General features: G+C 39.2%; 14 protein-coding genes. 7 read left to right on the forward strand and 7 right to left on the reverse strand.

The annotated features are described in order from the left end of the window. A partial coding sequence (locus B2X72_RS07515; protein WP_286848882.1) for a M16 family metallopeptidase occupies positions 1 to 1,922 on the forward strand: 1,922 nt, incomplete at its 5' end. Between the two features lie 206 nt (positions 1,923 to 2,128). Here the strand turns inward: B2X72_RS07515 and B2X72_RS07520 are convergent. After that, positions 2,129 to 2,650: an NADPH-dependent FMN reductase gene (locus B2X72_RS07520; protein ID WP_088163207.1), complete on the reverse strand. Its 522-nt coding sequence runs from the start codon at positions 2,648 to 2,650 to the stop codon at positions 2,129 to 2,131. Between the two features lie 227 nt (positions 2,651 to 2,877). Between B2X72_RS07520 and B2X72_RS07525 the strand changes: the two genes are divergently transcribed. The 5 genes from B2X72_RS07525 (at position 2,878) to lepB (ending at position 7,851) form a co-directional block, all read left to right on the forward strand. Continuing rightward, positions 2,878 to 3,675 carry a ParA family protein gene (locus B2X72_RS07525; RefSeq protein ID WP_070561294.1) on the forward strand — a complete coding sequence of 266 codons (798 nt, stop codon included), beginning with the start codon at positions 2,878 to 2,880 and terminating at the stop codon, positions 3,673 to 3,675. A gap of 1 nt (position 3,676) precedes the next feature. Next, on the forward strand, positions 3,677 to 4,612 hold the full coding sequence (locus B2X72_RS07530) for a ParB/RepB/Spo0J family partition protein (protein WP_075994480.1): 936 nt from the start codon (positions 3,677 to 3,679) through the stop codon (positions 4,610 to 4,612). Between the two features lies 1 nt (position 4,613). Next, positions 4,614 to 5,336 (forward strand): DUF5683 domain-containing protein, encoded by a 723-nt coding sequence (locus B2X72_RS07535; RefSeq protein WP_088163206.1) that lies wholly within the window; start codon positions 4,614 to 4,616, stop codon positions 5,334 to 5,336. Between the two features lie 186 nt (positions 5,337 to 5,522). Continuing rightward, the gene (dapB, locus tag B2X72_RS07540; RefSeq protein ID WP_075994478.1) at positions 5,523 to 6,266 is read left to right on the forward strand and encodes a 4-hydroxy-tetrahydrodipicolinate reductase; all 744 of its coding nucleotides are present in this window, start codon (positions 5,523 to 5,525) and stop codon (positions 6,264 to 6,266) included. A gap of 16 nt (positions 6,267 to 6,282) precedes the next feature. Next, on the forward strand, positions 6,283 to 7,851 hold the full coding sequence (gene lepB / locus B2X72_RS07545; protein WP_088163205.1) for a signal peptidase I: 1,569 nt from the start codon (positions 6,283 to 6,285) through the stop codon (positions 7,849 to 7,851). 152 nt (positions 7,852 to 8,003) lie between these two features. Here the strand turns inward: lepB and B2X72_RS07550 are convergent, their stop codons facing one another. Next, entirely contained in the window at positions 8,004 to 8,720 is a 717-nt protein-coding gene (locus B2X72_RS07550) for a pyridoxine 5'-phosphate synthase (RefSeq protein ID WP_075994476.1), read from the reverse strand. Positions 8,721 to 8,780: 60 nt separating this feature from the next. Between B2X72_RS07550 and cdaA the strand changes: the two genes are divergently transcribed. Further along, positions 8,781 to 9,575 carry a diadenylate cyclase CdaA gene (cdaA, locus tag B2X72_RS07555; RefSeq protein ID WP_046672648.1) on the forward strand — a complete coding sequence of 265 codons (795 nt, stop codon included), beginning with the start codon at positions 8,781 to 8,783 and terminating at the stop codon, positions 9,573 to 9,575. Between the two features lie 89 nt (positions 9,576 to 9,664). Here cdaA and B2X72_RS07560 read toward each other — a convergent pair whose 3' ends face one another. From B2X72_RS07560 to B2X72_RS07580, 5 genes are all read right to left on the reverse strand, one after another. Further along, positions 9,665 to 10,510, reverse strand: coding sequence for a DUF2911 domain-containing protein (locus B2X72_RS07560; RefSeq protein WP_088163797.1), 846 nt, complete (start codon positions 10,508 to 10,510; stop codon positions 9,665 to 9,667). A 235-nt stretch (positions 10,511 to 10,745) separates the two neighbouring features. Next, positions 10,746 to 12,038 (reverse strand): glucose/galactose MFS transporter, encoded by a 1,293-nt coding sequence (gene gluP / locus B2X72_RS07565; protein WP_075994474.1) that lies wholly within the window; start codon positions 12,036 to 12,038, stop codon positions 10,746 to 10,748. A gap of 302 nt (positions 12,039 to 12,340) precedes the next feature. Beyond that, positions 12,341 to 12,766 carry a hotdog fold thioesterase gene (locus tag B2X72_RS07570; RefSeq protein ID WP_286848884.1) on the reverse strand — a complete coding sequence of 142 codons (426 nt, stop codon included), beginning with the start codon at positions 12,764 to 12,766 and terminating at the stop codon, positions 12,341 to 12,343. Then, a complete protein-coding gene (locus B2X72_RS07575; protein ID WP_088163202.1) occupies positions 12,732 to 13,280 on the reverse strand; it encodes a DinB family protein in 549 nt (182 codons plus the stop codon). Before B2X72_RS07575 ends, B2X72_RS07570 begins: the two co-directional genes overlap by 35 nt. Next, positions 13,261 to 14,490, reverse strand: a complete 1,230-nt coding sequence (locus tag B2X72_RS07580) for a sensor histidine kinase (protein ID WP_075994471.1) — start codon at positions 14,488 to 14,490, stop codon at positions 13,261 to 13,263. The genes B2X72_RS07575 and B2X72_RS07580 overlap by 20 nt, the downstream gene beginning before the upstream one ends. Positions 14,491 to 14,598 lie beyond the last annotated feature (108 nt).

Raw genomic sequence — 14,598 nt, forward strand, 5'->3', positions numbered from 1 at the left:
TCCGTTTTCCTGGGGCTGCGACAAAGGATGCCCGTATGCTTAATCTGATGAGTCAGATCTTGACAAATGGTTCTGCTGGTTTGATTGATCTGGATTTGGTGAAGAATCAAAAATTATTAGGTGCAGGTGCTTTTCCTTATGTGTTAAAAGACTACTCTTTGCTGCTGTTGCAGGGTAATCCTGGTCAGGGACAGAGCTTGGAAGAGGTGCAACAGCTGCTGTTGCAAGAATTGGCGAAATTGAGAAAAGGTGAATTCTCGGATGATTTGATTACAGCCATTGTCAACAACGCGAAGAAAGATGAAATCAAACAGAATGAAAGTTATGGTGACCGGGCTGAATCATTGATGGATGCCTTTACTTCGGGTCAGGATTGGGCGTCTGTTGTGGGCTATTCGGATGAATTAAATAAAATCACCAAGCAAGATGTAGTGGATTTTGCTAACAAATACTTGAATGACAATAATTATGTAGTTGTTTATAAGCGTAAGGGCGTTGATAATAATGTTGTTAAAGTTGTTAAACCTGAGATTACTCCTGTAACGGTGAATCGTGATGACCAGTCTGAGTTCTTGAAGCGGGTTGAAGCAATGCCAGAGGATAAAATCCAACCGGTATGGGTCGATTATAATAAAGATATTCAGAAAGCTACAGCGAACGGTTTACCTGTACTTGCTGTAAAGAACTCAGATAATGAGCTGTTTTCGCTGTCTTATCGTTTTGATGGTGGAAAATGGAGCAATAAGTTACTTTCATTGGCTGCGGGCTATCTTGAGTTTTTGGGTACAAAAGACAAATCCAGTGAGCAATTCAGCAAGGATTTCTATCAATTGGCTTCTGATTTTTCGGTGTCTGCAGGAAATGAGGAAACCATGGTGTCGATTTCAGGTTTGAATTCCAACTTTACGGCTACATTGAACTTGATTCAGGATTTGTTGCGTAATTGTGTTGCTGATCAGGAGGCTTTCAAAATGTATATTGCCCGTCTTAAAAAAGCGAGAGCAAATGCGAAAGAAAACAAGGGCGCGATCATGGAAGGCCTAAAATCTTATGCTAAATATGGCGCTAAAAATCCGTTTAATAATGTGTTTACAGATGCGGAATTGGATGCTTTAAAAGCGGAGGATTTGGTGAAGGCATTGCACGATTTGGCTAATATGAAACATACGATGCTTTATTTTGGCCCGTTAACTGCCTCGGAATTTGTAGCGAAAGCGAAACCTTTGAAACAAGGTGCTGGAGAGTATGTTCAGGCGAAAAAGGCGGTCGTGTTTGCAGAATTGCCAACAAACAAGAACCAGGTCCTTTTTGCTAATTTCGATATGAAGCAGGCTGAAGTGTTTTGGTATAGAAGTTCAGGAGTATACAACAGTGCCTTAACACCGACTGTTTCATTGTTTAATAATTACTTTGGTGGCGGAATGGGAAGTATTGTCTTCCAGACTATCCGTGAATCAAAAGCATTGGCTTATTCAACTTATGCTTATTACGGACAGCCTTATAAAAAGGAAAATCACTATACTGTTGGAGCCTATGTTGGGACGCAGGCCGATAAATTTAACGATGCGATTAAAGGCATGAATGAGTTGCTGGATGTGTTGCCAGAAAGTGCTAAGGGGCTGGATATTGCTAAAGTAAGTCTGGAAAAATCAATTGCCAGTGAACGTGTATTGAATGCTTCTATCTTAGGTAGTTATCTGGCTGCACAACGTTTGGGAAATGCAACTGATATTCGTAAAGTTGTCTATGAGCAAGCGCCAAAATTAACTTATGGCGATCTAAATACTTTCCACAAGAAAGAAATGAGTCAAAAGCCGTACGTTTACTGTATTGTAGCGAAGGAAGAAAGTCTTAAGCCAGAAGATCTTGCGAAACTGGGCGAGGTTAAAAAGCTGGATCTTAAAGAGATCTTCGGCTATTAGATCCCGGATGGCTTGTCTTCAGAATTAGATTAGCGTATGAAATTAAAAAAGCCTCCGGTGTTTGCCGGAGGCTTTTTTTGTATCAGGTTTTGTGATGCCCTTTGTTTTTTTATGCTTGTTTCACGCTACAGAATCCTTGTTTCACTGTTCGTGAGTAGGATTAGTTTTAGGGTGAATTCGCTATCGTGGCTACTAAAACTAGCGTATTAAAACCGGATAATCTCCTCAATCTGTTCGTTGATAAATTGCAGCGTATCTTCTTTGAATAACTGCCCTTCATCATTCAGTTCGTTCTGAACATTGGGTAGAAAGATCTTGAGGGGAAGCACGTGCATTCTTAAGTAGTGGCATATGCCGGTCAGATGATCGATGCCGCGGAGGTTGCCATAGCGTCCCGAAGATAGTCCGACCAATGCAACTTTCTTGTGATAAAAGCTGATCGGAAAAGTGCAGCAATCGATAAAAAGCTTGAGCGCTCCTGGTATACTTCCGTTGTATTCTGGTGCGATAAAAATAAACAGATCCGCTTTACTGATCTTTTCTTGGATAGGTTCAAATGCTGTACTTCTTTTGCCATAAAGATCTGTTTCTAAAATGTTTGCTGGTAGATCTTCCAACGAAAAGATGTCACTTTCAATTGACTTACGGTCAAGTAATTGCTGGTAGCACTTTGCTATTTTTAACGTCTTACTATTGGGACGGTTTGTTCCGGATATTATTAAAATCATTGTGTTGTTGATACTTATAAAAAGCGCAGTTTCAAAGTGGATACATATCTTGATTTTTTGTATCTTAGCATCCTGAGGATATGTGCTTTCGATCAATCAAAAGTACGAAATATGCTGAATTTGTTTTGTTAATTTGAATTACGGATAAAAAATTTGGCAAATTGATCTTCAAAAAAGTGAAATGTAGTATAAAAAGACATTTTAATTAAGAAAGGTTTTCATTCAAGATGGGAAAAGTAATTGCAATCGCAAATCAAAAGGGTGGGGTCGGAAAAACCACAACGTCAATTAATTTGGCGGCTAGTTTGGCGGTTTTAGAATATAAAACATTGTTGGTCGATGCAGATCCCCAAGCAAACTCTACTTCTGGGATTGGCTTTGACCCTCGTACAATCAGCGCAAGTGTATACGAATGTTTGGTAAATGATTTGGATCCTCGTGAGGCGATTCAATCAACAGAAACACCAAATTTGGATCTTTTACCCGCTCATATTGATTTGGTTGGGGCAGAAATTGAGATGATCAATATGCACGAAAGGGAGTACAAGATGAAAAAGATCTTGGATCAGGTGAAACAGGATTATGATTTTATTATCATCGATTGTTCGCCTTCCTTAGGCTTAATTACAATCAATGCACTATCTGCTTCAGACTCAGTCATCATTCCGGTACAGTGCGAATACTTTGCCCTAGAAGGACTTGGTAAGTTGTTGAACACAATTAAAATCGTTCAAAACCGTTTAAATACAAGTTTGGAGATCGAAGGAATTTTGTTGACCATGTATGATGTTCGTTTAAGATTGTCAAATCAGGTGGTCGAGGAAGTAAAAACACATTTCACAGATTTAGTTTTTGATACGATTATTCAGCGAAATACCCGTTTGAGCGAAGCTCCAAGCTTTGGAATTTCTGTTATCATGCATGATGCGTCCTGCAAAGGGGCAATTAATTATTTGAATTTGGCACGCGAGATTTTACAGAAAAACGGGCATCTTAATGAAATGAATAAAACAGTAACCGCATAATATGGCAGCACATCAGCGTAAAACAGGACTGGGAAGAGGTTTAGGTGCGCTATTAAACGATAGTGTAGAAGTTCCTGCTAAAAGTAATCAGCAAGTGGAAGAGGCTCCTCTAGTTACATCAACTGCTGTAAAAACAACAAAAGAGAATGGCAGTATCAGCCATGTTCGTGTAGAAGAAATATCTGTCAACCCTTTTCAGCCGCGTACGGAATTTGATCCGGTTGCTTTACAGGAGTTATCGGAATCAATTATTTTACAAGGATTAATTCAGCCGATTACCGTACGTAAAATTTCGGACGGTAATTATCAGTTGATCTCCGGGGAGCGACGTCTCCGCGCTTCTCGCTTGGCCGGTATTACCGAAATCCCAGCGTATATCCGTACCGCCAACGACCAGCAGATGCTGGAAATGGCCCTGATTGAGAATATTCAGCGGGAGAACCTAAATGCGATTGAAGTAGCCTTGAGCTTTCAGCGCATGATTGAGGAATGTAATCTAAAACAGGAAGAATTGGGGGAGCGAGTCAGTAAAAACCGTTCTACTGTTACAAATTATCTCCGTTTATTAAAACTCCCACCTGTCATTCAAGCGGCAATACGTGATGGAGCATTGACCATGGGACATGCTCGTGCCTTGATTAATATTCCTGAGGTTGATAAACAGCTTTATATCTTTAAGTTGATTATTGATCAAGGTTTATCCGTTCGTAAGGCGGAGGAGTTGGTTCGTGAGTTACAAAAAGGCGGTAAGAAAAAAGCCGGGAAAGATAAAGCTCCGATGTCTTTTCAATTGCAGAAGATTGAAGATGATCTGGCTTCGAAATTTTCTTCTCGTGTCAAATTGAATCTGAAGAGTACAAAAGGAAAAGGAGCAATTGAGATTCCTTTTGAATCGGAAGATGATTTAAGTCGCATTCTTGAATTGTTAGATTGGTAATATGGCCAAGTTAATAAGCTTGATATTTGCGGTGTTTGCACTGTCGGTGGTACATGGACAGACTGTGGATACAATTCCTAAGAAACAAATAACACCCGTCAAAATAGATAGCATAAAGCAAAAATCGGTACAGGATACCGTAAAGAAGGAATCTCGGAAGGAACGTAAAAAACGGGAGAAGGAGGAGGCTAAGGCGAAAGAGAAGGTTGTATTCAAGGATTCGACACGCTTGGCTATTGAAGCAAAAAATAAACAGGCTTGGAAACGTTCTTTGGTCCTTCCAGGCTGGGGACAATATACCAACGGTGGCGTTTGGTGGATAAAAGTGCCTGCAATCTATGGTGGCTTAATAACAACCGTACTTGTTTTTGATTTTAATAACCGTTATTATAAGGAATTACTGGGGGTGTTACAGGACAAAGCTCTTGGTAAGCCTATTGATCCTTATTACATCGGAATCTCAGACCAATCTATCATCCGAGCAAAAGATAATGCGCGGCGAAATCGAGACCTCATGGTGCTACTTACGTTAGGTGTTTATGGCCTGAATGTCGCAGAGGCTTATATTGACTCGATGCTTAAATATCGCTGGAGCATTGGCGACGATAAACCCAAAAAGACTGCTTTCTTAATTGGACCTACTTTAATGGATGCGAGTCTTGCGTCGGGAACTTATTCATTTAAACCTACTGTAGGACTTAAATTAACCATGAAATTCAATTAACTTCCGTATTCCTAAGGTGGATATTTCGATTGGAAATGATTGTTGATCAGGGTTTATCTAATTTGTCTTTTAGTGAATATTGCATATACACTGCTCGTTCAGATTGATGTTTGTGGTTTTTAAACATGGGTATTTCATTGGAATTTTTTAATTTTAAAAATAAACTATACTTTTTTTTCTAAATATATGAACATCATTCTCTTGGGATATGGCAAAATGGGGCAGATTATCGAAAGATACGCACTGAAAAGAGGCCATCAAATTTTTTTAGTTGTCGATGAACATAATCGTCCTAACCTGACTGCTGATGATATCAAAGGGGCTGATGTCGCAATAGACTTTAGTGTACCTTTCGCGGCACTGGATAATATGAATCTTTGCCTTGAGGCAGGTGTACCTATTGTCGTCGGAACAACCGGTTGGTATGATCAACTGGAGGAAGTTAAGGCGAAGTGTTTGGAGGCTGATGGTTCCATTTTGTATGGATCTAACTTTTCCATCGGAGTGAATGTATTCTTCCATATCAATAGAATGTTGGCGAAGGCCTTACAGCCGTACAAACAATATGATGTCCAGGTAGAGGAGATACATCACATTCACAAACTGGATGCACCTAGTGGTACAGCAATTACGATTGCTGAGGGGATATTGGATAATAGCGATGTGAAAACCAACTGGGTGAATACGGTTATTGGTGATCAGGATGAAATTATTCCAAAACCACAGGAGCTTTTAATTGAAAGTCATCGTATCGAAGAGGTTCCGGGAACACATACGGTACTTTATAGTTCTGAGGTTGACCAAATAGAGTTTAAGCATACCGCACATAGCCGCGATGGATTTGCCTTAGGAGCTGTAGTTGCTGCTGAATGGTTGAATGGCAAAAAAGGTTTCTATCAGGTTACTGAAATTTTTGATTTTAATAAATAGTATTAATAAGTAGATTATGGGCTTAATTATATTTGCGGTTTTAACAGCAATATCGGGATATGGACTGTGGCAATTGTTTGTTAAAGCTGGCAGAAATGGCTGGGAAGCAATCGTACCTTTTTATAGCCAGTATATTCAGGCGAAATTGACAGGAAGACCTACATGGTGGGTAGTTTTATTGCTCGTACCGATTGTCAATGTCTTTGTTTTCTATAATCTTTACCTTGATTTTATCCATTGCTTTGGAAAACGCCGTTTTTGGGAGAATGCTGCTGCAGTTTTAGTACCTTTTATTGTTCTGCCAATGTGGGCAAAGGACAATAACGTACGTTTTTTGAATGGCTTATATGCTAAGAATTTAAAGGCTGCAAGCCAAGAAGGTCTTGAATTGACTGAAGAGAAGCGTGCCGAAATTGCACTCGAATCTTATAAAGAATATAAAATTAAATATCCGTACAAGAAATCGATGGTACGCGAATGGGCAGATGCCATTGTATTTGCAACCGTAGCGGCATCGCTTATTCGTGGCTTCCTGATTGAAGCTTATATGATTCCAACAGGATCTATGGAGCGTACCTTGTTGATCGGGGATTTCTTATTTGTGAGCAAGTTAAATTATGGCCCCCGTGTTCCTAATACGCCGATTGCCTTTCCTTTTGCGCATCATACGATGCCCATCACTGGCGGAAAAGCATATTCTGAATTGATTGAGCTTCCTTATAAACGTTTGCCAGGATTTCAAAAAATTGAACGTAATGATGTCGTTGTTTTCAATTTTCCTGCGGGTGACACTGTCGCGCTTGAAAACCAAAATTCAAGTTATTATGATCTTGTTCGAGTTTATGGTTGGCAGACTATCAATTCTCAGTTTACAATTCAGGCAAGACCTATCGATAAGAGGGAGAACTATATTAAACGCTGTGTTGGATTGCCTGGCGATAAGATTTTCATGAAAGATGCTAAACTCTTTGTGAACGATCAACCAGGATTTGATCCTCCAGAAAGCCAATTGGACTATCTTGTATTAACGGATGGTACCCCATTAAATATGGATAGATTACGGGAGTTGAGAATAGAAGCGGTCGGTGGCGATCAGCAGCCTGGCGTTTATCAGTTGTTCATGACAAAAGATGAACTAGCCATTGTAAAATCTTGGTCGAATGTCAAAGAAATCAGAAGGAATCCTGTTGGAGAAGGAGCTTATCCGTATGATCCACAATACAAATGGAATTTTGACAATTTTGGACCGATTTTAATCCCGAAGAAAGGATGGACAGTGGCATTAAATGCACAGACTCTGCCCATTTATGAAAGAGCTATCCGTGTTTACGAGAATAACAAGTTAGAAAAACGTTCGGATGGGATCTATATCAATGATGTGAAAGCAGACCATTATACGTTTAAAATGGATTACTTTTGGATGATGGGTGATAATCGCCATAATTCCCTGGATTCAAGGGGCTGGGGATTTGTTCCCGAAGATCATGTTGTCGGAAAGGCTTTATTTACTTGGATGAGCTGGGATGACATTGGTACAGGACTTTCGAAAATTCGCTGGAACCGTATCTTTAAAGGAATTCATTAATAATTGCAAGTTCAGCAATAGTTTTGCTATTTTGAGGGTAATAAAAAGGGCTTTCGTTTAAGAAAGCCCTTTTCTATTTATGCATTTTTGTGCAATTCGGTAGATCACAAGAAGCTCATTTATAAAGTTAGCGCTCTTCGCCGAACATGCTATTACTTCAAACAAGCCAGATAACGTTTGATTGTTTCTTCTAATCCTAGGTATAGTGCATCAGAGATGAGGGCATGGCCAATACTTACTTCCAGGAGTTCAGGGATATGTTGGTTGAAATATTGCAAATTGTTGAGATCTAAGTCATGGCCCGCATTTAGACCTAAACCGACTTCACGTGCTTTTAATGCAGCTTTGAAATACGGTTTTATAGCGAGTTCCTTGTCAAAGCCATATTCCGTGGCAAAACCTTCTGTGTAAAGTTCAATGCGATCTGTTCCTGTTTCTGCCGCAGCCTCTACCATTTCTTCAACCGGATCAACAAAAATAGAAACACGTATACCTGCATCTTTGAACAATTTGCACATATCTTGTAGGTAGGCTTTGTTCTTAATGGTATCCCAGCCATGATTCGAGGTCAATTGTCCTTCGGTATCTGGCACTAAGGTTACTTGTGCTGGTTTATTGGCCAATACAAGGTCAATAAATTTCTGTTCCTGGCAATTTCCTTCAATATTGAGTTCGGTCTGGATTGCTGCTTTTAAGTCAAAGACATCCTGATAGCGAATATGTCTTTCATCAGGTCTCGGGTGGACAGTGATACCCTGTGCTCCAAAACGTTCACAGGCTAATGCTGCAGATACCAGATTAGGATTATTGCCACCTCTGGAATTTCTGAGCGTTGCGATTTTATTGATATTTACTGAAAGTCTAGTCATTTTCCTGTATGTTATGTTGTAAAAATACAAATAATATCTATTTTTTTTTAACTTGCATATATGGATGGAATCGACTATAGCCTGTTTAGCGGCTTTCGCCTATTGGACGTTATTGATATCATATTGGTAGCGATTATTATCTACTATATCTATAGTTTGATTAGAGGGACCATTGCTGTTAATATCCTGATTGGTGTAGCACTGTTTTATGGTGTTTATATAGTCGTTAAGCAGATGCATATGCGCTTGCTGACCGAGATATTCGGCGGTTTTATATCTGTAGGGTCCATCGCATTGATTGTCGTGTTCCAACAGGAAATCAGGCGATTCTTACTGCACGTTGGGAAGAACATATCCATGAAACGGAAAAAAGTTTTTTGGTCATTTATCGGGAATAAGAAAGCTATACAAAAGGATTTGACGGAAGACTTAAAACCGGTTATTGAAGCCTGTAGAAGCATGTCGCGTACACGGACAGGTGCTTTATTGGTTTTTTCAAAATATTTTGATGAGGAGTATTATCAGAGTAGTGGTGAGTATATCGATGCCCATATTTCGAAGCGCCTGATTGAAAGTATCTTTCATAAAAATAGTCCTTTGCATGATGGAGCAGTCGTTATTGTTGATTTTAAGATTATGACAGCATCTTGTGTGCTACCATTGTCGGATAGTGAGGATTTGCCGCTGCAATTCGGACTACGCCATCGCGCTGCTATTGGGGTGACGGAAATCTCGGATGCGATTGCTGTTATTGTCTCTGAAGAGACCGGTGAGATCTCTTTTGCGAAAGACGGAAATGTCAATATGAACGTTTCACCAGAAGAACTTGAGCAATTGCTAAAAGACGAGCTATAAAACTAAAAGCCGATTTATAAAAAAGGCTTTAAATGCAATGCCCCCAAAAAGTGAGATACTTTCTGGGGGCATTTTTTAGCTATAAATACCTATTTCTTTGCAGCGTTGATAACTTGTGTGTTCAATTTGATGTATTCACTATTTTTATCTGCTGTGGCAACTTCAAGACCTTTCGTTGCAGTTTCTATTGCACCTTTTTTATCTCCAGCTTTTAATTGAGCTTTTGCTTTCCAATAAAGGACGTGGGCAGCTTTAGGTTGAGCTTTGGCGGCTTCGTCATACCAGTTTAGCGCTTTATTTAGATCTAAGTTATTACTGAAGTAATATTGGGCTGCGGCAAAATAAGGTTTTTTCTCGCCCTTCATAGCTTCGTCGATGGAAGCTAATATTTTAGCCTGTTGATTGACTTTGAGATCAACCTTTACTGACGTTTTTTCCCAAGCCAAACTCAATACAGCACCTGTAGGCGTAACATTGTCGAAAGAAATGCTGAAAGTTTCTACTGGATTTGCTAGCGTATGAGGTTTCACATTGAAGCGCAAAGCATCTTCACTTTGTTTATAGGTATAGGCGCCCCATTGTTTTGTGTTTTTACTGATGATGATCGTCCATTCCGATTTGTTGGGGATTGTGAAAAGAGCATAGGTTCCGGCGGAAAGCTTGTGTCCATTCAGCTCAACATCCCCTTCAAAAGTTAATGTGGTATTTGTATTTGCACCTGTGCGCCATACTTCGTTGTAAGGAACAAGATCACCAAAAATCTTACGACCGTTCACGCTAGGTCTGCTGTAATTAAGGGTTACGTTTTCAATACCTAAACCTTGTGTAACTGTCTGTGAGCTACTTGCTGCAGGTAGCTTTAGCTGAGCAAAAGATTCGTTGACCGTAAACATCATTGTTGCGGCAATGGCAATTGCAAAAAGATTCTTTTTCATCTGTATCATTGTTTGTTTGTTGTATGCTTAATCCTGTGGTTCAATATGCTCTTGATATGCATTTGATCATAACTTCTATTTCTCCTGTTGAAAAACAGAAAATCTGATTATAGCATGGCTGTAATATTTAATGGCTCTTACAGCATCTATCTCCTAAAAATAGGAAGAATTTTAAGAAAAAAGGGCATCTATTTTTTAGATGCCCTTTTTTCCTAAAATATAAGATGGATTTACATTAATTCGTTTTGCCAACTTTATGGCCTACTATAGAGAAAAACATAATGTATAGATAGCCCGGAATCATTGCATATAGGAATGCATGTTGAAAATCAATATGTAAATGATCTTTTAACAATCCGTAGATCAAAGGCCATATAGCACCACCTGCAATACCCATAATCATGATGGCTGACCCTGTTTTCGTGAACTTTCCGAGGCCTTTAATTCCTAGCGGGAAGATCGCTGGCCACATGAGGGAGTTAGCGATTCCTAACAAGGCAACGAATATAAATGAAGTTGTACCAGTCGTAAAAACAGAAATAATGGTGAATGTGATGCCAATGATTGTGCAAATGCGTAAGGCCATTTGTTGTGATACAAATCTTGGAATAGAAATAATACCAATAATATAACCGATCAACATACAAGCGAGTGTAAATGCTGTTGCATAGGTTGTAAAGAAAGGATCAACTTTCAGTTCGCGTGCATAGACGCCAATGATATCTCCCGCCATAACTTCGACGGCCACACAGAAGAAGATTGCCAAAGCTCCCAAGAACAAATGTGGATATTGAAATATCGATGTTTTCTTTGCTGCCACAGTTCCGCTTTCTGCGCTGGTTTCTTCTTCTGCATCCACATCGACCTCAGGCAGGTGTGTGAACTTTAAGAATATTGCGAAGGCAACGAATATAATTGCTAGCGAGATGTATGGAGTATGTACGCGTTGAAGAAGATCATCTAAGATCGCATTCTTTTGGACAAGATCCGTTGTTGCTTCCAATTTTGCTGTTACCTTTTGAGCATCTTTTAAAAAGAGTGTTCCGAAAAGGATAGGTACAATGATACCAGCCGATTTATTGAAAAATCCAGCTATTGAAATACGTTGTGCAGCGCTATCAATGGGACCAATAATACTTAAGTAAGGGTTAACGGCTGTTTGTAATAATGCCATTCCTGAACCTTGGATGAAAATTCCTGTTAAAAATAGGCCGTAGCTTCTATTATCTGCCGCAGGAATAAAGATCAAAGATCCTAAACCTAATATAATAAGACTGACAACTAAACCATTTTGGAAACCAATTTTTTTAATGATGACTGAGCTTGGAAGTGCTAGGAAAAAATAAGCAATATAGGAAGCAAAGGTTACGAAGAAAGCTTGCAAATCTGTTTCGAGGTTACAAGCAATTTTTAAGAATGGAATTAAGGTTCCGTTTGCCCAGGTAATAAAACCGAGGATAAAAAATAAACCACAGCAGATGGCCATAGGGCGGAAAGCTGTTTTACCAACGTTAGGATTAGTGGTCATGTTTTGTTTTATTATATTTAGTTAAGTTATCGTTCGAGGATTGGTAAATCAGCAGGAATAAGGAATGAACAAACGATTGCGCTTCATAATTACTGATTTTTAAAGTATCCATCCTACAAGACTACTTAAATTTCTTGAATATTGGAAATAAATAAAGGCATATTTTTGGGGGATTTTGATAATTAATTGACAAAAAAAAGAAGGATAAATTGTGAAATTTATCCTTCTTTGCTTATAAATATTGTCGAATTGTAATTGGAACGTGGTGATAAATCGAGTTAGCAAGAGCCGTATAGTTATCGTTATTTTGGAACGATAGCTACTGTAAGTCTTGAGATACAATTTAATTTGTTGAAGCGATCGTACATTTTTATTTCCCAAATATGTGTGGATCGACCAATGTGTATTGGGCTACATTTTGCTGTTATTACGCCGCTACTTACCGGGCGTATATGATTGGCATTTACTTCAAGTCCAACTCCGCGGTATTTTTCTGGATCAAGCACGAGGTTAGATGCGATACTTCCCAAAGACTCCGCCAGAACGACAGAAGCGCCGCCATGTAAAATACCATGTGGTTGCTTGACTTTATCTGTTACCGGCATGGTCGCCGTGATGGAGTTGTCATCAATTTCTGTCGCTTGAATCTCGAGCAGACCCGATAGGTATTTGTTGAAAAATACGTTTATTTCCTCAATGCTGTAATGCTGAAACCAAATTTTTGACATCGTCTGAGTTTAAATAACGTTCTTGAATAATGATGCGATGATGATTAAGGTGACCAGCAATGACATACAAGAGTGCTTTTACACTTGTTAGCCGTTCAGATGCCATCCCTTTACGTTCCAATTCAACCTCATTAAAACTGTTGAAAAGCATCATGTTCGCTTTGCGAAGAAAAGTAAATTCCTTACTCAGACTTTCTAAAGTGCGATCGTTGTAACGGGAATACTGAATGAAGTAGTCTTGGTCGTATCCAGCGAGCTCTTTAAGGTCATTACGTGAAAAACGCAATGCCCGATAAGCCATGATACGCTCATTATCGATGACGTGGCCAACAACTTCCTTGATTGTCCACTTATCTTCGGCGTATTTAAAATTACCTCTTTCCTCTGGTATCGTGTCCAGAAATGCTGGAAAGGAGAGCGTTTGTTCTTCTAGTGCATCGAACACATTATCGACGACAGTCTCAATATAAGGCGCGTAGACCGCTGGATATTCGTCAGATTTGAGTGGCTTCATATTTTAAGTTGCTTTTTAAGATTATTCGAAATGTTGTTCCTTTACCTACTTCAGATTCTTTTACAAAAATTTGCCCCTGGTGGTACCGCACCATTCTTTTTGTCAGACTAAGGCCAAGCCCCCAACCTCTTTTCCGTGTTGTGAACCCCGGCTGGAAAACAGATTCAAAATTAGATCTCGGAATTCCTTTGCCCGTATCACTAATGTCTATAAAAATTTCTTCTTTCGCAATATTTTCTGAAATATTAACAGTTATCTTTCCTTCTGTGCCAATGGCATTTACTCCGTTTTTCAATAAATTTTCGATAATCCAATCAAAGAGTGGAATATTAAGCTGTGCTTCAAGATGTGTGTCTCCTTTTAATTCGAAAGCAATTTTATTACTGGTTCGTATGCGAAAATAATCCATGTAATTTTTGATGACATCATACAGGTTATGGTTAGTCAGTACGGGAGTAGATCCTATTTTTGAAAAGCGGTCGGCGACGATTTCAAGTCGCTTAATGTCATTTTCCATTTCATTTAGGGTGTCATCTTCTTCGGCATCAAATTTTATGCGAATCAATTCTAACCAACCCATCAACGATGAAATAGGGGTACCCAATTGATGTGCGGCTTCTTTTGTTAGCCCTACCCAAACGAGATTTTGTTCAGATTTCCGGATAGAATTGAAAACGGTATAAGCAATAATGAGAAAGAGGGCAATCAGCGATAGTTGTACATAAGGAAACACCCTTAACTGTTGCAAAAACCATGAATCTTTATAATACACATGCCATTTTTGTCCATTTTCCAATTCCAACGTAATAGGCGGATGGCTTTTCTTCATAAACGCAAGCTGTTTTTGAAAATAAACGGGATCATAATCGAGATGTTTTGTAACACTGTCGTTGTGTCCGGGTTTAATATTTGTCTTTGTGGAATCGAGGTTACGCCAGAAAATGATGTCTTCCTTGTCGTCAGTAATAATTGCGGGTAAATTTAGACTGTCTCTTACGGCGTAAATAAATGTAATGAATTCATCATCAACGTCGGGCATGGTCATTATATTTTTGGTACTCATAGCCCATACCTCAGCCTTCGAACGTTCGGCATGTGCAAGATTTCGAACGAGGTAATTGGTATAAACCAGGGAGGCGACAGCAATGACTGCTGCAAAGATAAGCAAGATAAATTTCCAGCGTTGCTGGCTAATCTGATAGGGTTTCATGATTCCGTATTCGTGTCCTTCATTTGCAAATTACTGAATAAATGTCTGTTTTCTGCACTTTTATTTCATTGATGAGGTTATCGTGCCGCCCAAATCAAAAATTTTGTG

The sequence above is a fragment of the Sphingobacterium sp. UBA7253 genome (genome assembly GCF_002472745.1).
In the GTDB taxonomy this organism is placed as follows: Bacteria; Bacteroidota; Bacteroidia; order Sphingobacteriales; family Sphingobacteriaceae; genus Sphingobacterium; species Sphingobacterium siyangense.

Coding starts and splice junctions, on each gene's coding strand:
- B2X72_RS07570 (WP_286848884.1), bottom strand. CDS start 12,766: ATGTCAAAAATTTGGTTTCAGCATTACAGCATTGAGGAAATAAACGTA.
- B2X72_RS07560 (WP_088163797.1), bottom strand. CDS start 10,510: ATGAAAAAGAATCTTTTTGCAATTGCCATTGCCGCAACAATGATGTTT.
- B2X72_RS07525 (WP_070561294.1), top strand. CDS start 2,878: ATGGGAAAAGTAATTGCAATCGCAAATCAAAAGGGTGGGGTCGGAAAA.
- B2X72_RS07550 (WP_075994476.1), bottom strand. CDS start 8,720: ATGACTAGACTTTCAGTAAATATCAATAAAATCGCAACGCTCAGAAAT.
- cdaA (WP_046672648.1), top strand. CDS start 8,781: ATGGATGGAATCGACTATAGCCTGTTTAGCGGCTTTCGCCTATTGGAC.
- lepB (WP_088163205.1), top strand. CDS start 6,283: ATGGGCTTAATTATATTTGCGGTTTTAACAGCAATATCGGGATATGGA.
- B2X72_RS07535 (WP_088163206.1), top strand. CDS start 4,614: ATGGCCAAGTTAATAAGCTTGATATTTGCGGTGTTTGCACTGTCGGTG.
- dapB (WP_075994478.1), top strand. CDS start 5,523: ATGAACATCATTCTCTTGGGATATGGCAAAATGGGGCAGATTATCGAA.
- B2X72_RS07520 (WP_088163207.1), bottom strand. CDS start 2,650: ATGATTTTAATAATATCCGGAACAAACCGTCCCAATAGTAAGACGTTA.
- B2X72_RS07580 (WP_075994471.1), bottom strand. CDS start 14,490: ATGAAACCCTATCAGATTAGCCAGCAACGCTGGAAATTTATCTTGCTT.
- B2X72_RS07530 (WP_075994480.1), top strand. CDS start 3,677: ATGGCAGCACATCAGCGTAAAACAGGACTGGGAAGAGGTTTAGGTGCG.
- gluP (WP_075994474.1), bottom strand. CDS start 12,038: ATGACCACTAATCCTAACGTTGGTAAAACAGCTTTCCGCCCTATGGCC.
- B2X72_RS07575 (WP_088163202.1), bottom strand. CDS start 13,280: ATGAAGCCACTCAAATCTGACGAATATCCAGCGGTCTACGCGCCTTAT.